13 protein-coding genes and 1 pseudogene are annotated in these 24,708 nt (G+C 45.2%); all 14 read left to right on the top strand.

Annotated elements, in window-relative coordinates; genetic code table 11:
- The first annotated feature begins 5 nt into the window (after positions 1-5).
- Positions 6-1,220, top strand: coding sequence for a tRNA uracil 4-sulfurtransferase ThiI (gene thiI / locus STRDD12_RS03260; RefSeq protein ID WP_066915114.1), 1,215 nt, complete (start codon positions 6-8; stop codon positions 1,218-1,220).
- Between the two features lie 348 nt (positions 1,221-1,568).
- Complete coding sequence (locus STRDD12_RS03255) at positions 1,569-2,582, top strand: sugar transferase (RefSeq protein WP_066915112.1); 1,014 nt, start codon at positions 1,569-1,571, stop codon at positions 2,580-2,582.
- An 18-nt stretch (positions 2,583-2,600) separates the two neighbouring features.
- Positions 2,601-3,833, top strand: coding sequence for an accessory Sec system protein translocase subunit SecY2 (gene secY2, locus STRDD12_RS03250; protein ID WP_066915110.1), 1,233 nt, complete (start codon positions 2,601-2,603; stop codon positions 3,831-3,833).
- 22 nt (positions 3,834-3,855) lie between these two features.
- Positions 3,856-5,445, top strand: coding sequence for an accessory Sec system protein Asp1 (gene asp1 / locus STRDD12_RS03245; RefSeq protein ID WP_066915108.1), 1,590 nt, complete (start codon positions 3,856-3,858; stop codon positions 5,443-5,445).
- Positions 5,435-7,009: an accessory Sec system protein Asp2 gene (gene asp2, locus STRDD12_RS03240; RefSeq protein ID WP_066915106.1), complete on the top strand. Its 1,575-nt coding sequence runs from the start codon at positions 5,435-5,437 to the stop codon at positions 7,007-7,009. Before asp1 ends, asp2 begins: the two co-directional genes overlap by 11 nt.
- A complete protein-coding gene (gene asp3 / locus STRDD12_RS03235) occupies positions 7,010-7,987 on the top strand; it encodes an accessory Sec system protein Asp3 (protein ID WP_066915104.1) in 978 nt (325 codons plus the stop codon).
- Positions 7,984-10,364: pseudogene (gene secA2, locus STRDD12_RS03230) on the top strand (accessory Sec system translocase SecA2). The gene asp3 and the pseudogene secA2 overlap by 4 nt, the downstream one beginning before the upstream one ends.
- 26 nt (positions 10,365-10,390) lie before the next feature.
- The gene (gene gtfA, locus STRDD12_RS03225; protein WP_066915102.1) at positions 10,391-11,896 is read left to right on the top strand and encodes an accessory Sec system glycosyltransferase GtfA; all 1,506 of its coding nucleotides are present in this window, start codon (positions 10,391-10,393) and stop codon (positions 11,894-11,896) included.
- Positions 11,893-13,215 (top strand): accessory Sec system glycosylation chaperone GtfB, encoded by a 1,323-nt coding sequence (gtfB, locus tag STRDD12_RS03220; RefSeq protein ID WP_066915100.1) that lies wholly within the window; start codon positions 11,893-11,895, stop codon positions 13,213-13,215. The genes gtfA and gtfB overlap by 4 nt, the downstream gene beginning before the upstream one ends.
- 12 nt (positions 13,216-13,227) lie before the next feature.
- Positions 13,228-13,401 (top strand): hypothetical protein, encoded by a 174-nt coding sequence (locus tag STRDD12_RS08335; RefSeq protein ID WP_197456648.1) that lies wholly within the window; start codon positions 13,228-13,230, stop codon positions 13,399-13,401.
- Between the two features lie 848 nt (positions 13,402-14,249).
- Positions 14,250-19,796 carry an accessory Sec-dependent serine-rich glycoprotein adhesin gene (locus tag STRDD12_RS08480; RefSeq protein WP_066915098.1) on the top strand — a complete coding sequence of 1,849 codons (5,547 nt, stop codon included), beginning with the start codon at positions 14,250-14,252 and terminating at the stop codon, positions 19,794-19,796.
- 284 nt (positions 19,797-20,080) lie between these two features.
- Entirely contained in the window at positions 20,081-21,874 is a 1,794-nt protein-coding gene (locus STRDD12_RS03210) for a KxYKxGKxW signal peptide domain-containing protein (protein ID WP_066915096.1), read from the top strand.
- Positions 21,875-22,093: 219 nt separating this feature from the next.
- Positions 22,094-22,639: a GNAT family N-acetyltransferase gene (locus STRDD12_RS03205; RefSeq protein WP_066915094.1), complete on the top strand. Its 546-nt coding sequence runs from the start codon at positions 22,094-22,096 to the stop codon at positions 22,637-22,639.
- 259 nt (positions 22,640-22,898) lie between these two features.
- The coding region (locus tag STRDD12_RS03200) for an accessory Sec-dependent serine-rich glycoprotein adhesin (protein WP_197456647.1) at positions 22,899-24,708 on the top strand (1,810 nt) is incomplete at its 3' end.

Here is a 24,708-nt window from a genome sequence, read left to right as displayed (position 1 = left end):
TAAGCATGCGCTATTCAGAAATTATGATTCGTTATGGGGAACTGTCTACCAAGGGCAAAAACCGCATGCGTTTTATTAATACCCTAAAACGTAATATTAAGAGTGTTTTAGCCGTTTACCCTCAGGTTCAGGTCGAAGCAGACCGTGATCGGGCCCACGTTTACCTTAATGGCCAAGAGTATGAGCCAGTTGCTCAATCCCTCAAAGAAGTGTTTGGGATTCAAGGTTTTTCACCTGTGGTACAAGTGGACAAAACAGTTGATGCGCTCAAAGCTGCTGCCCAAGACATTATGACAGGCCTTTACCGTGAGGGCTTGACCTTTAAGATAGCCAGTCGACGTAGTGACCACAGTTTTGAATTGGACAGCCGTGAGCTCAACCACACCTTGGGGGATGCGGTGTTTGCTGTCTTGCCGGGCATCCAAGCGCAGATGAAAAACCCAGATGTGACCTTAAAGGTTGAAATTCGAGACAGGGGAGCCTTTTTATCCTATGAGGATGTCAAGGGGGCAGGTGGTTTGCCTGTTGGAACTGCTGGAAAAGGCATGTTGATGTTATCTGGTGGGATTGATTCACCAGTGGCGGGTTACTTGGCCTTGAAGCGTGGGGTGAATATCGAGGCTGTTCACTTTGCCAGCCCTCCTTACACCAGTCCAGGCGCTTTGAAAAAGGCACAAGATTTAGCCCGTAAATTAACAAAGTTTGGGGGTAACCTGACTTTTATCGAAGTGCCTTTTACTAAGATTCAAGAGGAAATCAAAGACAAGGCGCCAGAGGCTTATCTGATGACCCTCACCCGTCGCTTTATGATGCGCATTACTGACCGTATCCGTCAAGAGCGAGGTGGTCTCGCCATTATTAACGGGGAGAGTCTGGGTCAAGTGGCTAGCCAAACCATGGAATCTATGGCAGCCATTAATGCGGTCACGACAACACCAGTTCTTCGTCCAGTTGTCACCATGGACAAACTTGAAATTATTGATATCGCTCAAAAAATCGATACCTTTGACTTGTCCATCCAACCCTTTGAAGACTGTTGTACCATCTTTGCTCCCGACCGGCCCAAAACCAATCCTAAACTCAAAAATGTCTTGCAGTACGAAGAGCGTTTGGATGTTGAAGGCCTGGTAGAAGCAGCGGTTTCAGGTATTATTGTGACAGAAATAACACCTGAAGGCAGTAAGGATGAGGTGGATCATCTAATCGATGATTTGCTTTAACAATCAGGCAACTAAATGTGTTTGAGGAGAGCCTCAAGCACTTTTTTTGCCCCTCTGTTTGCCTTTAGTAGGCTGGCAGACCGTCAATTGGTTTAGGATGAGGGTCAGTTGAAAAGTAAAGACCTAATATGTGATTTGAAGCACACATTATATCTGTCATTTTTTCGCCTTATTTGTCATAAATGGGCTATCTTGATTGAATTTTAAGCCCTAAAATATTATACTAGTAGTATTGAGCTTTACAGGTCTTGGATGACGCTTGAAATAAATGACATAATCACAACTAAATCATGAGCTTCTGAAAAGTTCTGTAAACATCAAAAGACAAAGGAATAGAATTGAGAAAAAATGAAAGTACATATTACTAACCTCTATGGGCAATCCCAGGCCAGCGTGGCGCAAATTGCTCAAAATTTATCAGCGTCTGTTGCCAAGGGCTTGGGTTTTTACGAAATCGGTGTTTATTCCTATCCAGTGGATACGGACTCAGACAGTGAACTGTCCAAGCGTATCGATGGCATGATTGCGGCTGTCGGTTGGGGCGATGTGGTGATTTTTCAGTCACCGACCTGGAATTCGACCGAATTTGATGATTTTTTTGTCAATAAGGTTAAGGCCTACCCTGATTTGAAGGTCGTTATTTTTGTTCACGATATTATTCCGCTTATGTTTAAGAGCAATGAATATTTGATTGATAAAACCATTGCGACTTACAACAAGGCTGATGCTATCATCCTGCCATCTCGGAAGATGGAAGCTGAGTTGCGCCGTTGGGGCTTAACAACCAAGAAGGTCATTATTCAGCACATGTGGGACCATCCGACGCAAAGCCTCTATAGCCGCCCACAGTTTAAAAAAGAAGTCATCTTTGCAGGGAATCCGAGTCGCTTTACCTTTGTGAATGACTGGCGCTATGACCTGCCTTTGCGCCTCTACAGTTCTGAGACACCTGAAGGGGAAAACCTCAATATTATCCCAGAAGGCTGGCGCAATGATGCGGAGCTTATCCAAGAAATGCCGCAAAAGGGCGGTTTTGGACTGGTTTGGTCGCAAATTTCTGACGTGGATTACTATGAGTGGAATATCTCTTATAAGTTGAGTTCCTATTTGGCGGCGGGGATGCCGGTCATTGTGCAAGATACCCTTTCGAATGCCAAAATTATTCAGGATAACCATCTGGGACTTGTGGTGAAAGATCTGGAAGAAGCCCAGGCGCGGATTGCTGACATGACACCAGAAGTTTATGACCAGATGGTGGAAAGTGTTCGTAAATTTAGAGAGTTAGTGATTGACGGTTACTTTACGAAAAAAGTTTTGATTGATAGTGTGCATGCAGTGATGACTGAGCACGCTTATGATTAGGAAAGAGAGTTTGTTTCGGTGATAAAAGCCTTCATCCATAAGCACAGCCAGTTGAGCCGTATTGTCTTTACCTTTTTGATAGTGATTCTTTTTATCCTAGGTCGTTACCTGCCCTTGCCCAACGTGCCTTTAGGGCAGTATCTGGCGCAAAAGCAGTCTGCCTTGAACTTGGCGGCAAGTGTGGCTGGGGGAAGTCTTTCGCAAATTGGTCTCTTTTCACTGGGACTTGGGCCATGGATGTACGCCATGATTTTAGTGCGTCTGTTTGGTATGGGCAAGCAAAATAATTCCGTATCCAAAAAACGGATGGAAATCCGTCAAAATCTCTTGATGGTAGTCATCGCTGTCATTCAAGGGCTGGGGATTGCTTTTAGCTTGACTTACACGTCAGGCCAAGTCAATTTTTTGGCCATGGTCGCACAGAGCACCTTGATTTTAGTGGCAGGGGCCTTTGTTCTTGTTTGGTTGGGGAATCAAAATGCCATGTATGGCGTTGGGGGGCCTACCATCATTGTCTTGACCAACATGCTCTTATCACAGGACCAGACCTTCCCCTTATTTGTCAAATTATGGAACAAGGGCCATTACGTCTTCGTGAGCTTTATTGTTTTGTGGACCTTGCTGGCGATTTACTGGATTTCCGTCTCTGAAAAGGCGGAGTATCGGATTAAGATGCAGCGTGTATCCATCAACAGCCAGCTGGCTGAAGAGGCTTATCTCCCGATTAAGGTTAATACATCCGCAGGGATGCCCTTGATGTATGCCTTTACCATGCTCATGTTGCCACAGTACCTGGTCATGCTCCTGCAAAATGTCTATCCAAAGCAAGACAAGCTCTGGCAAAGTATCACGTCGGCTCTGACCACAGATAACCTGATTGGTGTCTTGATTTATATTTTGATTATCTTTCTCTTGGGGATTGCTTTTTCCTATGTGAACCTCGATATTGTCAATCAGACGGAAAATCTGCGCAAGAGTGGTGACTTTATTGATGGCATTCGCCCTGGAAAACCGACACAAGCGTATTTGTCACGCTTAGTTGCTCGTTTGGGCTTCTTTTCAGGCTTGACTTTGGCTTTGGTGGCGGGGATTCCCTTGTTAGTTGGATTAGGCAATGCAGAACATTTACTCATTGCTAATGTGTCAGGTATTTATATCATGATGACAGGAATGCTTATCACTATTATGGATCAGATGGCGACCTCTCGCCTGATGAAACGGTATCGGGGACTCTTTGAGTCTGATCAGTAACTGGTAAACGAAAGAGGAATGCATGTTTTATTTTATTTCTGCTTGGTATCATTCCGAACGCCCTTGGTATGACAATACCGAATCCTGGTATCGAAGAGGTTCAGCCATGGACTTTGACGACACCATCAATCATTTACGAATGTTTTGGCATGCGCAAAAAGAAACCACGTTAGTGGTTTTTAACTATATGCCCAATCTGCGCTATTTCACTCATCGCTATGATTTGCTAGAAGTGCCAACCTGGAATGCATTTGATGCCATTCAAGACATCCAAGTTGCTGAGCATCGCATTTTGGATTATCGCGATCTCAAGTGGCCAGAGGGAGTCTCCTTTACTTATACCCCCTTTATGGTGGTTGCCCGTTTGGGTCAAGAAACGATTGCGCACATTGAGTTTGGCGATGAAGGCCAGATGGTTTGGATTGATGCCTTTGCTAAGGGGCAGTTGACGCATAAGTATGTCTTTGATGACCGAGGCTTTTTGTCTAGCATCTTGTTTTATCAGGATGGCCAACCCCACCACCAAGACTACCTCAATACCAATGGGGAGTGGCAAATTCGTGAGATGCTGACACCGACGGACCAGTCTGTGACCATCAACCCACGGGTGGCCCACCGATTTGCTCGCCAACAGTACAACCACATGGGAGAATTGGTCAAAGAGCAGGCCCGTCACTATTTTGCCCAACATGATCAGGCCGATGACGTGCTTTTCATTGCTTCTGATGCCCGTCATAACAGCATTGCTTTTGCTGGCAAAGGCAAGAAGCGGGCTGTCTTATCCTTTTTCCGCAATCGCTTTGATTTGTCACAAACCAATGACCTGATTCGTCTGATGGGGGTCAGTGATTTGGTGATTGCAGATACCAAATCCTTGGCCGAAGAACTAAAAAATCTCACACAAGAGCCTGTTGAGCATATATCTCCATTTGATACCCGGCTGACCTTGGGAAAAAGTCAGCGCATCAAGGAATTGATTATCTACTTCGTCGTGGATGCCTTTACTGCTCAAGGGCTTGAAAAATGTTATGAGATATTCTTTCGTCTGATGCGTGAAAATGAGCATGTGGTGCTGTCGGTCATTACTTATGACCGTGACCCTGCCATGGTCGAAGAGCATCGCCAACAGCTCGCTGAGCTCGTCGCGAAAGAAGATGCCAAAGAAGCGGGCGTCATTTTAGAGGATCCCAATCAGCAGCGGGGACAAAGCGAGAACACGACAGATGAGGAAGAGGATGAAACCCCACCTCGGGTCTTCTTTGACAACTTACATAGCGAGCTAGAGGTTATCGACCATCTGGACAGCGCCCGGATTATTGTGGATTTGTCGCCAGAACCAGACCTCTACACCCAGATTGCTGGGATTTCTGCTGGTATTCCGCAGATCAATGCGCAGGGAAGTGAGTTTGTCGAACACCTCAAAAATGGCTACATCATTACAACCTTTACAGATTTAGAAGAAGGACTGCATTATTATTTGGATGGCTTAGCCAATTGGAACGAGTCTCTTGTGAACTCTGTTCAAAAGATTGTCGCCTATACCTCAGGTAACTTGGTTCAAAATTTATTGACCCATCTGGATATGAAAACTGACGAAAAGCATGAAAAATAAACAAGTGATTTTACAGGTGGGCTCGCAAAATTTGCGCCCCCGCTTGAATTTACCAGAAAGTGTTGAGTGGGTCTACCTCACACCAGATGCCATTTCAACTTTTGCTTTGCAAGAAAAAACGGTTCGTGAAGAAAACAAGCAACTCAAAAAAGCTAATAAACCGCTCAAAGCAGAGATGCGTTTTGCGGCTATTTTGCTGACGGACCCATCTTATCCGGCGAGCTTATGGGACTTAAGCTTGTGGGCGGAAGCGCATGCGGTTTTGATTCCACATTATTTGCAACCGGAAAATGATATCCTGAAAGACTTTCTGCAGGATTACATGGCACAAAAGGTGGATGTCTTTGACCTGAAAAACTTAGAAACCCTCTTAAGCAAGGGGCTCTTCACTGGTCAGTATGGGGCTAAAATGCCGATTTTAGAGTATGATGTCTCCGAGCGTTTTCAAGGGGATTTCTCCTATCAGGGCAATCGTTACCTGCTTTTGGATGGCCAGTATGCCAGAGATTTCCAAGAGATAGCGCGTTTTCGCTACAATATCCCCTATGAGCAGACCCAGTTGTTGGACCTTTGGTTAGAATACCAGGTGTCTAGCAGTGTTGACCTGCGCATGGTTGTTCAGTTAATACCGGCAGGAGCGACTTCTGACATCACACAAGAATGGGTATTCACGCAAGCAGACATGGCCGAGTCTGTCGAAATTGATGCAGACTTGTCGGGCAACCTTGCCGTTTCCATCCAAGCCCGTGGGGTGGGCCAGCTTAAGCTCGGTCCCTTGCATTATCGCCTAGGACGGCATGGGTTGGGAGAATTCATCCTAGGAGGGGAACGCTTTGCGGATGAGACGCGCCAAGAGTTCATGTCTTATTTCCACCCTGGGGATGGCAAACCACCGCTCAATGTGTATTTTTCTGGGTTTAAGACGGCCGAAGGCTTCGAAGGTTATTGGATGATGAAAAGCATGGGAGCGCCCTTCTTACTCATCACAGACCCACGCATCGAAGGAGGCGCCTTCTATCTTGGGGGAGCCAGCTATGAGAAGGCCATTCGTGACTGCATCCAGGACAAGATGGATTTCCTAGGCTTTGAACCGGGACAATTAATCTTGTCAGGCCTTTCTATGGGGACCTTTGGGGCCCTCTATTATGGGGCACAATTGCCAGCACATGCCGTCATTGTCGGAAAACCCTTGGTGAATCTGGGAAATATGGCTTCCAATGAACGCCTCAACCGGCCTAATGGCTTTCCAACTTCCTTGGATTTGTTGGCTAGCTTGATGCCAGACCAGTCACAAGCGTCTGTTCAAGGGCTCAATCAACGTTTTTGGTCTGTCTTTGATCAGGCCAAGTGGCAGCAGACCATTTTGGCCATTGCCTATATGCGAGATGATGATTATGATGGGCAGGCCTTTCAAGATTTGGTCAACCATACCAAAGGAAAACCTGTAAAAATTATCGGCAAAGGTTGGCTGGGACGGCACAATGACAATTCACCGGCCATTGTTAATTGGTTTGTGACCCAATACCACAATATTCTCCGCCAAGATTTCGAAAGGGATATCTAGATGAAATACCAAATTGATTGGGTGAATGATACCAAAAATACCTATCTTTACGGCAGTCAGATGCGTTTTATTGGTCGTCGGGTTATCTTTAAGAATCGCCTAATGCCCTCGGGCAATGCCATCAAAACCTGGTCTTCTAAAAGCCAATTTCAGGCCAACCGTATTTTGCCTGAGCTTCCCTTGTTACAGCGAGGAAAAACCTATTACCTGACCTTTCAAGGGCAAACCAAACCTGAAAACAGCCTGTATTTGCGGATTGCTTTTTTCGACCGTTTTCAAAAGGAAATTAGCTTTGAGGTTTTAAAGGAAGGTAAGTCGGATTTTGTCTACCCTTTGGAGGCTTATAGCTACAGCATCCAACTCATCAATGCTGGCTGTACTGAGGTGGTTTTTGATGGGCTGTCACTCTCTGATCAGGCGGCAGCAGAAGAAGTCTTGCCCAAAGATGTGCTAGCGCCATCAGCAGACCAAAGCCACTTGACCGTTTTGTTTCTTGAAAATGCCAGACAAGATTTGCAGACCTTGAAAGAACGTGAGCTCTTTGGTTTGTCTGATGTGCTTGTGGTGGCTGACGAAGAGGCCTTAACGCATTTTTATTTGGATAAGGACTTTAACCTCTCTTTTCAAAAACAAATGCAGGCTTTGGAAAAGACCTATGCCAGGATTCGCTTTGTTGGCTATGGGCCTAGAGGAAATCTGGCTAGTCTTTACTACAATTATAAATTTCCGGGTAGTCAAGCTTATGTCACCGATGATTTTTATGATGAAAGAACCTACCAAGGTCTCCTAGATGATAGCCAGGTGCGTATCGATAAATCCTTGAACTCCCTCTTAGACCGCCTAGTCTATTCACGTGATATTATCACTTATGGATACACGGCAACGCATGATGAAGCTTTGGCCCTGATTAGCCCGACGCTGTCTTATTGGAGTCAGTTGACCTACCTTCCATTTTTGAAACCTTCTAAAACTTTATGACAAAACTAAAAGCTTATTTTACGCTTGACTATTACCGCCTCAAGCGTATTGGAAAAATCTTAGATCAAATCAATGCCTTGGAGGCGACCTTTCAAGCCATGACAGATGAGGAATTGCAGGCGAAGACGCCAGAATTTCGGGAACGTCTGGCACAAGGGGCTAGTTTAGACGCCCTCTTGCCAGAGGCCTATGCCCTGGTGCGCGAAGTGGATCGCCGTGTCTTAGGCAAGTTTCCATATGATGTGCAGGTTATCGGTGCCATTGTCCTCCACGAGGGCAATCTGGCAGAGATGAAAACGGGTGAGGGGAAAACCTTGACAGCGACTATGCCCCTTTACCTTAATGCCTTATCTGGTCAGGGGGCCATGCTTATCACTACCAATGACTACCTGGCCCTTCGAGATGCTGATGAAATGGCCCCTGTCTATCGTTTTTTAGGACTCACGGTAGCCAAAGGTGTCCCTGAAGACCCTAAAAAGAAGGTGAGCACAACTGAAAAGAAGGCTATCTACCAGTCAGATATCATTTACACGACCAATTCAGCCTTAGGCTTTGATTATCTGATTGATAATTTAGCCCCTTCGCTAGAAAAAAATACATGCGGCCTTTTCATTATGCCATTGTGGACGAAGCGGATGCTGTTTTGCTGGATACTGCTCAGACCCCTTTGATTATTTCTGGTGCGCCTCGCCTGCAGTCCAATCTCTACCAGATTACAGACGATTTTATCAGGACCTTGCGCCCAGAACTGGATTACTATCATGATAAGGAGCGTAAGGAAGTCTGGTTGACCCAAAAGGGGATTGACCAGGCAGAGCAGTATTTTGCCTTGCATAATTTGTTTGTCAAAAGTCAGCTAGAACTTGTGCGCCACCTCAATCTGGCTTTGCGCGCCCATCTCATTTATGAGCGGGAAAAAGACTATGTGGTCGAAGAGGAAAAAGTCCAGCTCCTCGATAAGGAAAATGGCCGGGTATTGGATTCGACCAAGCTACAAGGTGGCCAACACCAAGCCATCGAGGCCAAGGAACATTTGCCATTGACACCTGAAATGCGGGCCATGGCTTCTATTACCTACCAAAACCTCTTTACCATGTTTGAGAAATTATCAGGCATGACAGGAACTGGAAAACCTGCAGAAGATGAGTTTATCGAAACTTACAATATGGAAGTTGTTCGTATCCCGACGAATATTCCTGTCATCCGAAAGGATTATCCTGACCGTATTTTCACGACGCTTCCGGAGAAAGTAACAGCCATTGTTAACTTGGTTCGAGAAATCCATGAGACAGGTCAACCTATCCTCTTGGTGACGGGTTCTGTGCGGATGTCTGAACTCTTTTCAGAGGTCTTGCTGTTAGAGGGGATAGCCCATAGTTTGCTCAATGCCTACAATGCCGCCAAGGAAGCACAGATGATTTCTGAAGCAGGTCGTTTGGGGGCGGTGACGGTGGCTACCAATATGGCTGGCCGTGGTACAGACATTAAACTGACCGATGAAGTAAAGGCGCTAGGTGGTCTTGCTGTGATTGGTACCGAACGTATGGCCAATGAACGCATGGATTTGCAGATGCGAGGCCGGGCCGGTCGCCAAGGGGACCCTGGCTTTAGTCAGTTCTTTGTGTCGCTAGAAGATGACCTCATTGCCAAGTTTGGTGGTGAAGGGATGGAAAATTATTTTAAAAAGCACAAGGACCGAGTGGACTATGACCAGCCCAAAGAATTAAAAGCAGGGCGCTTTAAGCGCGTGGTCAAACGCTCACAAGCAGCGAGTGAGTCCCAAGGGATGACTTCGCGCCAGCAGACGCAAGAATTTGACCAATCGGTAAAAGTGCAACGTAATTTCATCTATGATGAACGCGCAGCCATTCTAAAAGGGTCTAGCGATGGTTTTTCGGTCTCAGATATCGTTAAACGTGTCCTCAATCGCTTTTTAGATAAGCACGCTAGCTTGGACCATTTTGCCTTGGACCGTTTTATTTTGGATAATATTTCTTACGCCTTCACGGGAACCCCTGAGGCTCTTGACCTGACAGATAGGGAGGCTGTTTTTAGCTATCTCCAAGAAATGATTCTTGCTGAACTCAAGCAAAAGCAGGCCCTTGCCGGGGGAGAATACGACCTCTTTGAGCAAACGGCTGTGCTCAGAGCGATTGATGAAATGTGGATTGAAGAAGTCGACTACCTCCAACAACTCCGTGTGGTTGTTTCTGGTCGTCAAAGCGCTCAACGCAATCCAGCCTTTGAATACCACCGTGAAGCCCTAGTTGGTTATCAACTCATGAAAAAAGACATTGAAGATTTGGCCTTGCGCTATTTGATGCTGAGCACGGTATCGCATAATCCGAAAGGTCAATTGGAAATTCATTTTGTCTAATCCCATCATATTACAGAAAGAATGCTATGACAGTTTATAATATTAACCTCGGCATTGGTTGGGCATCCAGCGGTGTTGAGTATGCGCAAGCCTATCGGGCAACCGCATTTCGAAATAAGGGTATCCCAGCTAAGTTTGTCTTTATGGACATGTTTCAACAAGATAATCTTTGTGATTTGACCCGCAATATCGGTTTTGCAGATGAGGAAATCATCTGGCTCTATGGGGCTTTTACAGATGTCAAAATTGCACCGACTAGCATGCGTTTGGCTGATTTTGAAGCCGAAATTCCCTTTCCCATTACCCGCCGTGAACCACAAGGACGTGTGGTCAAGCTCTATTGTGAGGCAGAAGACCTCTTTTATACCTGCTATTTGAGTGATGAGGAAAAACAACTCATGCATCGCGTTGAAATGGTCTCTCGAGGGAATTTGATTCGAAAAGATTTCTTTTCTTATACCCGTATCTTTACCGAATATTACACCCCAAGAGACAACCGAGCCTATCTCTACCAACGGCGCTTTTATAATGAAGATGGTAGCGTTGCTTATGATGAAATTATCGACAACGACCATAGTCTCTTTAAAATGAAGGACCGTTTGCTCCCGTCTAAAGAAGCCTTTATCGCTTATTTTATGGAAAGTTTGTCGCTGACAGCTCATGACTTGGTGATTTTAGACCGGTCAACAGGAACAGGTCAGGCTGTTTTTAGCCATGTGAAACCAGCCAAGTTAGCGGTTGTTGTCCATGCCGAGCATTTCTCAGAAAATGCAGTGACCGACGATACGATTTTGTGGAACAATTTCTATGAATATCAGTTCACCCATGCTGACAAGGTGGACGCCTTTATCTGTGCTACCCAAGCGCAGGCAGACCTTTTAGGACAGCAGTTTGCCCAATACACAGCTCATCGTCCAACTATTGTTACCATCCCGGTCGGCTCCATTGATTCTCTCAAAGAGCCCCAAGGAGACAGAAAGCCTTATGCCATGATTACGGCTTCACGTTTGGCGGGTGAAAAACATGTGGATTGGTTGACTAAGGCCGTCGTTTTGGCCCACCAAAGCAATCCTGCCATTAGCTTTGATATCTATGGGTCCGGCGGGGAAGAGGCCAAAATTAGAAAAATCATTGAAGAACAAGGGGCGCAGGATTATATCCGTTTGATGGGCCACCATGATTTGACCGATGTTTATAAACAGTACGCTCTCTACCTTTCTGCTTCTAAAAGTGAAGGTTTTGGGCTCACCCTCTTAGAAGCTGTCGGTTCAGGTTTGCCATTGATTGGTTTTGACGTTCGCTACGGGAACCAGACCTTTATTTCTGATGGGGAGAATGGCTACCTTATCCCACGATTTGAAACAGATGACGAAGGACCGATTGTTCAAGCCCTGGCGCAAAAGATTTTACAGCTCTTTGCACGCGAAGACCAAGCAAGCCTTTATCAAAAATCGTATCAATTAGCGCAGGATTACTTGACCAGTGTGGTTGAGGAAAAATGGGCGACATTTATCAAGGAGTTGACAGCATGATTAATTTGTTTGACACTTATGATCAAAATAGTTGGGATCTGCATTACTCCCTCCTGATGGCAGGCTATCAAAACACGACCGTCGCCTTAAACGATGATGGTTTCCTACCAGAAGATGTCACCTCGCCTTATCAGTTTTTCACAGGCTTTGATCAGGAAACCGAAGGGCGTCCCCTTTACTTTAATGAAGTTCCTGTCCCTGATTTTTGGGAAATTGCTGGTAACAATAACCAGGCGGAAATATTGGACTACGACCAGAAGCGTGGCGAAATCCACTACAGCCAACCGACCCACAAGCGTTTGGTAAAAACAGTGGATTGGTATGACCGTGAGGGCCGTCTGCGCGTGACAGACCGTTATCACCGTTCTGGCAAGCTCTTTGGCCAGACCACTTATAATGAGCAAGGGCAGGCAATATTTACAAGTTATCTAGCGCCTGATCAGGTCGAAGTCTTAGTCGAAAACCATGTGACAGGGGACTTGACTCTCAATTGGGAGCAAAAGGTCTACATTTTTAAAACCAAGCATGAGTTTGTTCGTTTTTATTTGAACGTTTCTGGGCTTGATACGGATCGTATCTTCTTTAATTCCTTGGGCCTGCCTTTTCTTGCTACTTACTACCTCGAAGAAAGTGGACAGGATATTCTCTTTTGGCAGGAACCCATCGGGGATGAGATACCTGGCAATATGCAAATCTTACTCAATGGTAGTCCTCGGCCAACCAAGATTATCGTTCAAGACTATGCTGCCTACGAGAAATTAAGGGCTCTAGCAACAGCAGAACAGCAAAGTCAGATTGATTTCCTTGGCTTTATCTACCCATTTGTTCGCCGAAACCAAGGCCAAGCAAACGCCTTGATTCTCACCAACTCGGATCAATTAGAACACATCGATACCCTGGTTACCCAGCTCCCTGACTTGCACTTCCATATTGGTGCCTTGACTGAGATGTCTAGTCGTCTCATGGATTTGGCCAAATACGACAATGTGAGTCTCTATCCCAATATTTCGCAGACGGCTGTGGATCATTTGGCCAAGACCTGTGATTATTATCTAGATATCAATCATTTTGGTGAGATTTTGTCAGCGGTTCGGATGGCTTTTGAAAATCATATGCTGATTACAGCCTTTACCAACACCCGTCATAATGCCGCCTATACAGCACAAGGCTTGACCTTTGCACCAGAGCAGGTGGCAGATATGGTTGCTCTCTTACAGAGCGCCCTTCATCAGGCCCAAGACCGCTCGCATTACCTCAGTCTCCAAGAACAACACGCTCATGTGGAAACAACAGAGCGCTACCGTGCCTTGATTGGCTAATAAGGAGAGAAAATGCCTAAAGAAAATCCTTTAAAAGAGTCCATTTCTGGACGCCTAGCCGAAGAGCGCTATAGCATTCCAAAAAAGAAGAAGGAAAAAAAGCCCTTTAATTTTCAATGGATTCTCATTATATCCATTTTAGTAGGGCTGATATTATCACTCATTCGTCTTTTAGCCTATTTTTAAAGCTTCCCTCAGGTGAGGGAGGGGCAGAAAGGTCCTTTGACAGCTTGCCAATCTTACCTTTGTGCCTAAGGTCTCAAAGGGCCTAAACGCTTGAAACAGTCTGTTTCAAGCGTTTTTTTTATAATAGGAGGCTTAGCCCTTGCATATAGGAGCTGAATTATCTTCTATCTATTGGTAGAACTAGGAAGAATCTACTCATAGATAAAGTCTGTCCCTGTTCTGAGCTGGGGTAATCCTCCTAGCCCTTTTGTTTAAAGACTTGTAAGAGGTCAAAAGACACCACACAGGGGGGTCTTTTATGTTGAAAAAATGCCAATCCATCTCGTGAAAGAGACGGTTTTAGAATATTACACTTTAGTGACGGAAAACGAAGAGAAAATGACAGAAAAGGTGCTTGCACCCGCCTAGCATGTCAAAAAGGTGTGTCGAATTTAACTAAATTCTCCAAGAAAGAGACCATATTTTGAAAACATAAACGGTAAAACAACAAAACGTCATCCCAAAATGTGGTCAAAAAAACAAGAGTGGTCAAAATTAAAAATGCCCATTTTTAGAGGCTTTCCCGTTGAAATATTTTTGAAATATGTCAACTTTCAGACCTTGGATTCAGGAGGAGGAGGTCTGTGGTCAGCTATTTTACCAAAGTCATAAAAGTGTAAAAGGATAACAAAATAAGCCTGTTATTTTCATGAAATGTTTTATCGCTTCATATTACACCCGTATGACGCCTTGTTAAATAACAGTGACACCTATTGTTTTCGCCAAATGTCTAGGTTAAGATGAGTATGTTCAGTGAGAGGAATAAAGCTGAATGAAAGATCTTATCCTAAATGTAGAAAGGCGATTCTATGCGTCGTAAAATGTTTAACAAGGACTTCAACGAAGTCAACCGCGAAAGTCGCGTCAAAATGCACAAGTCCGGTAAGCACTGGGTAACAACTATTATGTCCAAATTAGCACTGATGTTTGTTGCTAAAGGAAAACACGTTGTTAAGACAGAAGTTACCGTTCAAGAGCAAGACGTTGACTCCCTCAACCACTCCGGCCACGCCTACCTCAAGGGCATTGTGGCTGCTGGTGCTATTGCAGGAGGAGCAGCATTGGTTTCTCAAGGAAATACAGTGCATGCTGATGAAACAACAGGAACTATTACAGAAGCTGAACAAGACCAAACTTTGGTTAACCAAGATGTGGTAACCCTAGAAGGTTCAAGCAGTGCCTCAACCACTGCAACAGATGAAGCTTCTCTTTCCCTATCTGTGGAAGCGTCCCTCAGTGCCTCAACCTCTGAATCGCTTTCCTTGGATGCATCGCTGACAGCCTCTGAATCAGAAAGTCTCTCTCTAGAAGCCTCAACCTCTAGCTATGAATCACTTTCTGCATCAGAAGTTGCCTCACAATCTACAACAGTAGCAGGCTCTGAAGCTGCCTCAACCGCTTCAGAAGTTGCTAGCACAACAACAGTTGTTGCTGCACAAACCTCAACTAAGCAAGCAACAACGAGTGTAGAAACACAAGAATTTACAACAACTCAAACAACCAGCACTCAAGCTGCTATTAACGTGGCTACCTTGACCACTTCAAAGGTCACTACAACAGCCAACACGATTGAAACCGCAGCAGTTGCTGCGACAACAACGACAACAACAGCTGGTAAAGTGCGTAGCCGTCGTGCCTTGACAGATACTGCAGAAGTTGCGGTTTCAGCATCAGGAGCTTTGTCTACGACAGGTTCAACGTCAACAGGTGTTACAACTAACCCAGCCATCACTTTGCCAAACGGGGCACGTATCTCAGATGCAGCTCTTAAAGAACAAGGTTATGCCGTTGATCCTGCGACAGGACGCTATACATTTGCCATTTGGAACTTTGTTAAAGATGGTTCCAGCACAGGAGCTCCTTTCTCAGATCTTGGCTACTATGCTACCTTGTCAGTTGACCGTACAGCTATCAATAGTCAAACAGCTACCAACCCAACCGTTTACTTGCGTATTTTAAACAAGTCAACAGGGGAAGTGATTGAAGAACACACCCTCTATGCAGGTCAAAAATCTGTTGCCATCAATAAAGCCGCTCAGATTACTGGTGATGCCAATGTGACCTCAACATTGACCTACAATACTGCAAATGCAAACACCCTAGGGTCTATCAACATTAACTGGTCAGAGCAACTAAAATACGAAACTTACCAAGTGTTGGATGTGGTTAACCCTGGTAACATGACACAAGCCAAACCAAACGTGGAAACAGCTGTGCCATCTCGTCAAATTAATCAATCGACTAACTACAAATTGGTTGATAGTTCCTATGTAGAAGGCCAACCTTACAAACCAACTGGTAAAGAAACAACTTTAGCCAAATACACGCAAACTGGTATTGAAGGACAAGATTATGTTTCTTCAGATGCGCGTGAAATCCCTGGCTACACACGTGTTGTGGCAACAACTGATAATACACAAATCAAATCAGGTATCCTTGGGGAATCAACCGTAGGTGCTAAGTATGTTGAACTAAACGGTGGACAACGGACTTACTATACAAAACGTATCGTGGAAGTCGTCAATACAGACGGTGACACGCAAACTAAACTCTATGTTTTGGACCCATCTGCTGTCTCAAGCTTCTCAGCTTCTGATATCGGCACGACAGATGTTTCCAAATACCGTTTGGTCTACACTGGTCCTGTCTTGAAAGCTGGCACCAAATGGACCTTAACTTCAGCTGAAGAAAATCAATCAACTCGTATTTACAGTAACAACGGGGATTACTACCTGACAGTCACAACCTTCACCGATACAAACCGTGATGCGAATGCTAACATTTCAGGTTGGTACAAGGTTAATGGCACCAAGCGTACTGACGTCAATGGTATTGTTTGGGATGAAGCCTTTGGTCAAGCACCAAACCCAGCTATTTCCGGAGATAAAGGAAATAACTTCGCTAACCAAATCGGTGGACGTGACGCGACATTCGGAACTAAACCAGGTAAAGGGAATGCTGGATATAGCGGTTACTCTAATAACTACACGATTCCAACAGAAACCTTGAAATCATCTGATGTTAACTATTACTACCGTAAGGACACAACTTCAGAGTCTCAATCACAATCAAGCAGCTTGTCTCAATCACTTAGTGAATCTCAAGAGCGCTCAGAGTCTGAATCTCAATCAGTTAGCCGTTCACAATCGCAATCATTGTCTAACAGCGGTTCCCAAAGCTTGAGCAATTCAGTTTCGCAATCAGAATCTGCATCAACATCAGTAAGCCAATCAGAATCAACTTCAGTATCAGTAAGCCAGTCTGAGTCAGCTTCAACGTCTGTAAGTGAGTCAGAATCTGCATCAACATCAGTAAGCCAATCAGAATCTGCATCAACGTCTGTAAGTGAGTCTGAGTCTGCTTCAGTGTCAGTGAGCCAGTCAGAGTCTGCTTCAACATCAGTGAGTCAATCAGAGTCTGCATCAACATCAGTAAGCCAATCTGAGTCAACTTCAACATCAGTAAGTCAATCAGAGTCTGCTTCAGTATCAGTGAGCCAGTCTGAATCTGCCTCAACGTCTGTAAGTGAGTCTGAGTCTGCCTCAACGTCTGTAAGTGAGTCTGAGTCTGCTTCAACGTCTGTAAGTCAATCAGAGTCCGCTTCAGTATCTGTAAGTCAGTCTGAATCCGCTTCAACATCTGTAAGTCAGTCTGAGTCCACTTCAGTATCAGTAAGCCAGTCTGAGTCTGCTTCAGTATCAGTAAGCCAATCTGAGTCCGCTTCAACGTCTGTAAGCCAATCTGAGTCCGCTTCAACATCAGTAAGCCAATCAGAATCTGCTTCAACATCAGTAAGTCAATCAGAGTCTGCTTCAACCTCTGTAAGCCAATCAGAGTCCGCTTCAACCTCTGTAAGCCAGTCAGAGTCCGCTTCAACGTCAGTGAGCCAATCAGAATCCGCTTCAGTGTCTGTAAGTCAATCTGAGTCTGCCTCAACATCTGTAAGTCAATCTGAGTCAACTTCAGTATCTGTAAGTCAATCAGAGTCTGCTTCAGTGTCAGTGAGCCAATCAGAGTCTGCTTCAACCTCTGTAAGCCAATCAGAATCTGCTTCAGTGTCAGTGAGCCAATCAGAGTCTGCTTCAACCTCTGTAAGCCAATCAGAGTCTGCTTCAGTATCAGTGAGCCAGTCTGAATCTGCCTCAACATCAGTAAGTCAATCAGAATCCGCTTCAGTATCAGTAAGCCAATCAGAGTCTGCTTCAGTATCAGTAAGCCAATCAGAGTCTGCTTCAGTATCTGTAAGTCAATCAGAGTCTGCTTCAACGTCAGTAAGCCAGTCTGAATCTACTTCAGTATCTGTAAGTCAATCTGAGTCTACTTCAGTATCAGTAAGTCAATCAGAATCCGCTTCAACGTCTGTAAGTGAGTCAGAATCCGATTCAACCTCTGTAAGCCAATCAGAATCTGCTTCAACATCAGTAAGTCAATCAGAATCTGCTTCAGTATCCGTAAGCCAATCAGAGTCAACTTCAGTATCAGTAAGCCAGTCTGAATCCGCTTCAACATCAGTGAGCCAATCAGAATCTGCCTCAACATCTGTAAGTCAATCAGAATCCGCTTCAGTATCTGTAAGTCAATCAGAATCTGCTTCAGTTTCAGTAAGCCAATCAGAGTCTACTTCAGTATCAGTAAGCCAATCAGAATCTGCATCAACATCAGTAAGCCAGTCTGAGTCTGCTTCAACGTCAGTAAGCCAATCAGAGTCTGCCTCAACATCAGTGAGCCAGTCTGAGTCCACTTCAGTATCAGTAAGCCAATCAGAATCCGCTTCAACGTCAGTAAGCCAATCAGAGTCTGCATCAACATCTGTAAGTCAGTCTGAGTCAGCTTCGACATCTGTAAGTCAATCAGAATCCGCTTCAGTATCAGTAAGCCAGTCTGAGTCAACTTCAGTGTCAGTGAGCCAGTCTGAATCTACTTCAGTATCTGTAAGCCAATCTGAGTCAGCTTCAACGTCAGTGAGCCAGTCTGAGTCAACTTCAGTATCTGTAAGCCAGTCTGAGTCAACTTCAGTATCTGTAAGCCAATCTGAGTCAGCTTCAACGTCAGTGAGCCAGTCTGAGTCAACTTCAGTATCTGTAAGCCAGTCTGAGTCAACATCAGTTTCAGTTTCACAAAGCCAAAGCTTGAGCACGTCAGTTTCTGAATCTCAATCAGTCTCAACGTCAGTGAGCCAATCAGAATCAACCTCTGTTTCAGTTTCACAAAGCCAAAGCTTGAGCACGTCAGTTTCTGAATCCCAATCAGTTTCAACGTCAGTGAGCCAGTCTGAATCAACATCAGTATCAGTCTCACAAAGCCAAAGCTTGAGCACGTCAGTTTCTGAATCTCAATCAGTTTCAACGTCAGTGAGCCAATCAGAGTCAACCTCTGTTTCAGTTTCACAAAGCCAAAGCTTGAGCACATCAGTTTCTGAATCTCAATCAGTTTCAACGTCAGTGAGCCAGTCTGAATCAACATCAGTATCAGTCTCACAAAGCCAAAGCTTGAGTACATCAGTTTCTGAATCCCAATCAGTCTCAACATCAGTGAGCCAGTCTGAATCAACATCAGTATCAGTCTCACAAAGCCAAAGCTTGAGTACGTCAGTTTCTGAATCCCAATCAGTCTCAACATCAGTGAGCCAGTCTGAATCAACATCAGTTTCAGTTTCACAAAGCCAAAGCTTGAGCACATCAGTTTCTGAATCTCAATCAATCTCAACATCAGTGAGCCAGTCTGAATCAACATCAGTTTCAGTCTCACAAAGTCAAAGCTTGAGTACGTCAGTTTCTGAATCCCAATCAGTCTCAACGTCAGTGAGCCAGTCTGAATCAACCTCTGTTTCAGTCTCACAAAGCCAAAGCTTGAGTACATCAGTTTCTGAATCCCAATCAGTCTCAACATCAGTGAGCCAGTCTGAATCAACATCAGTATCAGTCTCACAAAGCCAAAGCTTGAGTACATCAGTTTCTGAATCTCAATCAGTTTCAACGTCAGTGAGCCAGTCTGAATCTACTTCAGTATCAGTTTCACAAAGCCAAAGCTTGAGCACGTCAGTTTCTGAATCAACCTCAACCTCTATCAGCCTCTCAGAAAGCTTGAGTACGACAGAATCACTTAGTCAAAGTACACCAGCTTCTCAATCAACCTCTCAATCCGAGTCAACATCGACATCATTGCCTGAGAGTCAACGTCCATCAGAATCTGCTTCAACATCATTGTCAACATCTGAATCTCAACCAGTGGCACCACGCCCATCTGAGGTTCTCCCAACAACTGGTGATGAAACAGCAAGTGCTGCTACCTTCTATGGTGCTGCAGCGATGATTGGAGCAGTTGCTCTAGCAAGCAAAAAACGTCGGAAAGACTAAGCTTTTCTATCAAGCATAAGATAAGATAATTTCAGCCAAAGAGTGGGTCTTCCCACTCTTTTGGTTTTTTTCACAAAAACCCTTTAAAAAGGCAAATACCTACAGTTATGGCAGGACTATCAACTAGATTTAACAAAATAGCCATGAAAAAGGTTAAAATATGACACAAATCTATGTCTTTTGCAGAAGGTTTGTGATAAAATACTGTCTTGTAATGAGATGTCTCATCTTCCTGTCAAATAAGGAATTGATAACATCTCTTCAGGAAGGGAATAAACAAGAGAATGCAAAAAAAAGAACACCTGGGAAAAGGATTCCCTGAGGCGGAAGTAAAAACTCGGGTTATTTTGTACAAGGCGGGGAAACACTGGGTGTCTTGCCTTATCTCCCGACTATTTTTATCCATCCTTAGTAAGGGAAAAGCCATCAGCCAAGCCCTTTTAAAAAAGGATAAAGAAAGTGACCAGTTAAAAAACGCGTCATCTCCCTACCTAAAAGCTGTAGTAGGAGCGGGTGCTGTCATTGGAACTGGCCTTTTAACCAGCCGAGAAAACCTGGTGCAAGCTGAAGAAGTCCTTGCTCCCACACCTGCATCCGAGGCTGCCGCAGAAGAAACCTTGGTGGGTCATGATGTCCTGACTGTCGGAGCAGAACAAGTGGAGCCAAGTTTAGAGAGTTCTCAAGCGAGTTCTCTGGCAAGCAGTGAAGGGCAAGATGAAACCAGTGTAGCGGGATCAGCCTCTCTCGAGACGTCTTCAGAAAGCAATACGGTTGTTGGTTCTTTTCGGGCAGCGACGGGGAATGGGGACACGATAGCAACTTATATTCGTCCGGGAACTGTGATTATTATTCGTGAGCCAGGGAGAGATAGTGAATCGCTGACTAATGCGGCAAGTCTCGCTATGTCAGTGAGTTTGTCGACTTCGGCCAGTCGGCTTTCCTCAACAGAAAATAGTTTGAGTCTGGTGACCAGTCGTTCTGCTTCAGAACAGTTGTCTCTCAGCCAAAGTGTTTATTGGTCTCAGTCTGAGAAGCAGAGCCAATCGCTGAGTGAATCCCTCTCCCGCCAACTTAGCTTGAGTCTATCAGATAGCCGACGTGAGAGCCAGTCCTTAGCGGATTCTTTGTCGAAAAGTCTGAGTCTTTCTAGCAGTCTATCCCAGAGTGCTAGCCTATCAAGGAGCCTTTCGACCAGCCTATCAGAAAGCGTCTCAGTAGTGGAATGGCCAAGTGTCAGCACCTCTTGGAGTAGTTCAGAGAGCCTGAGCCAATCCGAGAGTTTAGTAGCCAGTGCCTCTACCAGCTTATCAGAGAGTGTTTCTGTAGTGGAGTGGCCAAGCGTCAGCACTTCTTGGAGTAGTTCAGAGAGCCTGAGCCAATCTGAGAGTTTAGTGGCCAGTGCCTCTACTAGCTTATCAGAAAGCGTCTCTGTAGTGGAGTGGCCAAGTGTGAGCACTTCTTGGAGTAGTTCAGAGAGCCTGAGCCAATCTGAGAGTTTAGTGGCTAGTGCCTCTACCAGCCTATCAGAAAGCGTCTCTGTAGTGGAATGGCCAAGTGTGAGCACTTCTTGGAGTACCTCAACTAGTTTGAGCCAAGAGGCTTCCTTGAGCACAAGTCTGAGTGAGTCCGTTTCAGTGGCTAATCAATCTACGTCAGCCTCCATCTTACCTAGGCCGAGTGTGAGCGAACAAGTCTCTCAATCCTTATCACAGTCGACTTCTGAAACGTCTCAGAGCACTTCGAAAAGTGCATCGGATTCAAAGAGTCAGAGTGAATCATCTTCCAAAGCAGTCGCTCAATCACTGTCACAATCACGCAGTGCCTCATTGAGCCTTAGCCAAAGTGAGAGCACGGAGGGCTTGCGTTCCGAGTCCGCTTGGCAGGAAAGTTCGGAAACCATTCCGTCAGCGCGCTTGGAAACGCACCGCGAACAGCAAGGGATGGGGTCAACTGCGATTTTAACAGCTGGTGCAGTAGCTAGTGTGGGTGCGGTTGCAGGGACAACTTATGTCCTTGTGAGAAGGTATCGCCAAGGCTTTAAAGGGCCAAAGGGAGATGACACCATGTTCCCAGACTAAGCTTGTAAAAGTTACAAGAAGAAGTCTTCTAAAAATAAAATGATCTAACCGTTATGAGCTGTTCTAGGGTGTGTTGTGCCCATCAGCATCTGACTGAAATGTATCACTGATAGAAGAAGAGGTGGAAAGGCTTGCTTTGCGAGTCTTTTCGCCTTTTTTTGCTAACAGCTAATGCCAGTCTTGTGCTATACTGCTAGTAGGAAAGACAGGAGGAGAGACATGAGTTTACGCTATCAAACGGTTTATCCATTTACCAAGACGGCTAGCAGGGTCAAAGAGCTCTATCTGGGGGCCTTCCCTGAAAATGAACGCTTTCCGTTTGTACTTTTGGAAGCAGCGAGCTTGTGGAAGGGCCATGCTTTTAAGGCCTTATATGAAGACGACCAATTTGTCGGCTTAGTTTATTATTGTTTTAACCAGGAATTCTTTTACCTACTCTTTTTTGCGGTATCGCCAGATGTTCAATCGCAGGGCTATGGTGGGCGGATTATGGCAGATCTTAAAGCCAAGGCCGAAGATCGCACCTTTATCTTGATGGTTGAAGCCATGGAAGAAGAAGCTGACAATGCCCATCAACGTAAGCGTCGAATCGCCTTCTATGACCGCCATGGTTTTTCTGTGACAGACTACGATTACGTGGAGCGAGGGGATGTCTATCATGTTTTGGCAAACCAACCATATTTTGACCCCGTCAGATTTGAGCAATTTGCGAAAAAAGCTGTTTTTTCGGCTATTCCCTTGGCGATTAAAAAGCGTTCAAGCTAGGGAACTGCCTCTTGCAGAGACAAAACTGCATTGTTATTGTAACGCGAGAAATCTTAGCTTGTCTAAGGTTTCTTTTTTTACTTTTTTGCAACTTTTTGGTAATCTATTTTAAGCAAGAAGTCGTCTCGGAGAGGTAAATTGAGATGGCTTGAAAATTAGTAACATAAATATAGACAAAAGCAGATTATCTTACAGTTATAGCGCTGCTAAATGTTCTTTTTTTGCTAATCATGACGTTATCGCTTAAAGGAGAATACTTGTGCGACGCAGATCGTTTAATAAAGAATATAAAGAAGTTGACCGCAAGAGTCGGGTGCGGTTATATAAGGCTGGCAAACACTGGGTAACAGCGGTTTTATCACAGCTTAGCCTTTTTCGTGTCGCTGGAGCAAGTGACCGTTTGTTGACATCGACGCTTGAAGAGAATAAAGATGCAGACCGTTTGTCTGATGCGAGCAGAAACTACCTCAAGGGAATTATGGCACTTGGAGCCGTCTCTGGAGGTGGCGTTTTGCTGACCCATGGGCAAACTGTCTTGGCTGACGAGGCTCTGACCACCAGTTCTGCCTCAACTGGTGATACCTTAGTCGATCAAGATACGGTAGTGATTAGCTCGTCAGCAACCGATTCACAAGTTAGCGAAAGCCAATCGGTTGTCTCATCTGAAACGACGACTGAAGAGAGTACGGTAACAACAGCAACAGATAGCCTGCTATCTGAATCGCTCTCCCAGTCTTTGTCTGTTAGCCAATCTGAGTCCCAATCCTTAGCGGCATCAGAGGCTATTTCCAGTTATCAGTCTCTTTCTCAGTCTTCTTCGCTTTCTGAGGAATTTTCAGTGGTCAGTTCTGAGAGCGCCAGCGCACTTGCAGCCTCATCTCTGACGGATTCTTCAACAGAAGATGCCAAAAGTCTTCTAGACCAAAATGTTTCGGAAGCAGAACTCTTGGTGCCGATTGCCAATCGCTATGCAGCCACGCTGACAGATACGACTGCTAAGGCCCAACTTCAAGCGGCCATTGCCACGGTTCAAGCTGAGATTAGCCAATCATCGACTTTGCTGGCTGCGACAAGCAGTGCTCAAGCCTATGAGACTCAACGCAAACGTCTCAGCGATGCTTTGGATGTCATGCTGGCTAGCCTAGAAGCAGCCGGTTATACTGGTAATGGAACGAGTGCTGATGGGAGCGCCATGACTTATGCGGTGTTAGCCGCAACTGGGGATAGCTCCAGTCTGTCATTGCCAGCATATGCAACGCTTAGAGGGGATCAGAGTACCTATTATGTTAAGCGGATTGTGCAATATTCAGACCTTAACAGTTCATATACAACCAGTATCTACGTGCTGGACCCTTCAGAAATTTCTAATTTCTCATCGTCTGATATTGGCACCACAGATACGTCTAAATACACTCTAGTTTTCTCAACAGGGGACGTTGCAGCCGGGTCAGCTTATACCTACTCCGGAACCATGACGCTATCAAGTGAAAACGTTCCAACCAGTGTTACCACCCGGGTCTATAGTCGCAATGGCGATTACTATATGGATTACTGGGTTATCTATCGAGATGGGGAATATAAGCCCCAGATAACGTCTTGGTACAGCGTGGCGACTGGTCAAGCTTTGACAACTGCGCCAGATTCTAGCCTCTCTATAGGGCCTGGAAGGAATGAAAATAACGTCATTGGTGGTTCTGGTGCTGCTCGGGTGACCACGATTACCATTCCTGTTCAAGGTGTGGATTCGACCGTTGAGTCCATGAGTGTTAGCTTTTCTGCAAGTGCCAGCACGAGTGAATTACAAAGTGTAAGCGCGTCGCAAAGTGTGAGCCAAAGTCTCTCAATCTCAGGATCAGCGTCTCAGTCCCTTTCGACTTCAGTTAGTCAATCTGAGTCTACATCCGCGTCAGTATCAGCGAGTGAGAGTCTCAGTACCTCTGTCTCCGTGTCGGAATCTCTTTCAACTTCGGTCAGTCAATCCGAGTCCCTTTCTGAGTCAGTATCAGTGAGTGAGAGCCTGAGCACGTCTGTGTCTGAGTCAGAATCCCTTTCAACCTCAGTCAGTCAAT

It is taken from the genome of Streptococcus sp. DD12, from assembly GCF_001578885.1.
Taxonomy (GTDB): domain Bacteria; phylum Bacillota; class Bacilli; order Lactobacillales; family Streptococcaceae; genus Streptococcus.
Note: the sequence above shows the minus strand (reverse complement) of the source record. Positions and strands in the feature narration are given on the sequence as shown.

Bases quoted from the DNA above. Each gene is read 5' to 3' on its own strand.
- asp2 (WP_066915106.1), top strand. From the start codon at position 5,435: ATGAAAAATAAACAAGTGATTTTACAGGTGGGCTCGCAAAATTTGCGC.
- thiI (WP_066915114.1), top strand. From the start codon at position 6: ATGCGCTATTCAGAAATTATGATTCGTTATGGGGAACTGTCTACCAAG.
- STRDD12_RS08335 (WP_197456648.1), top strand. From the start codon at position 13,228: ATGCCTAAAGAAAATCCTTTAAAAGAGTCCATTTCTGGACGCCTAGCC.
- STRDD12_RS03255 (WP_066915112.1), top strand. From the start codon at position 1,569: ATGAAAGTACATATTACTAACCTCTATGGGCAATCCCAGGCCAGCGTG.
- asp1 (WP_066915108.1), top strand. From the start codon at position 3,856: ATGTTTTATTTTATTTCTGCTTGGTATCATTCCGAACGCCCTTGGTAT.
- asp3 (WP_066915104.1), top strand. From the start codon at position 7,010: ATGAAATACCAAATTGATTGGGTGAATGATACCAAAAATACCTATCTT.
- STRDD12_RS03210 (WP_066915096.1), top strand. From the start codon at position 20,081: ATGCAAAAAAAAGAACACCTGGGAAAAGGATTCCCTGAGGCGGAAGTA.
- gtfA (WP_066915102.1), top strand. From the start codon at position 10,391: ATGACAGTTTATAATATTAACCTCGGCATTGGTTGGGCATCCAGCGGT.
- STRDD12_RS03205 (WP_066915094.1), top strand. From the start codon at position 22,094: ATGAGTTTACGCTATCAAACGGTTTATCCATTTACCAAGACGGCTAGC.
- STRDD12_RS08480 (WP_066915098.1), top strand. From the start codon at position 14,250: ATGCGTCGTAAAATGTTTAACAAGGACTTCAACGAAGTCAACCGCGAA.
- gtfB (WP_066915100.1), top strand. From the start codon at position 11,893: ATGATTAATTTGTTTGACACTTATGATCAAAATAGTTGGGATCTGCAT.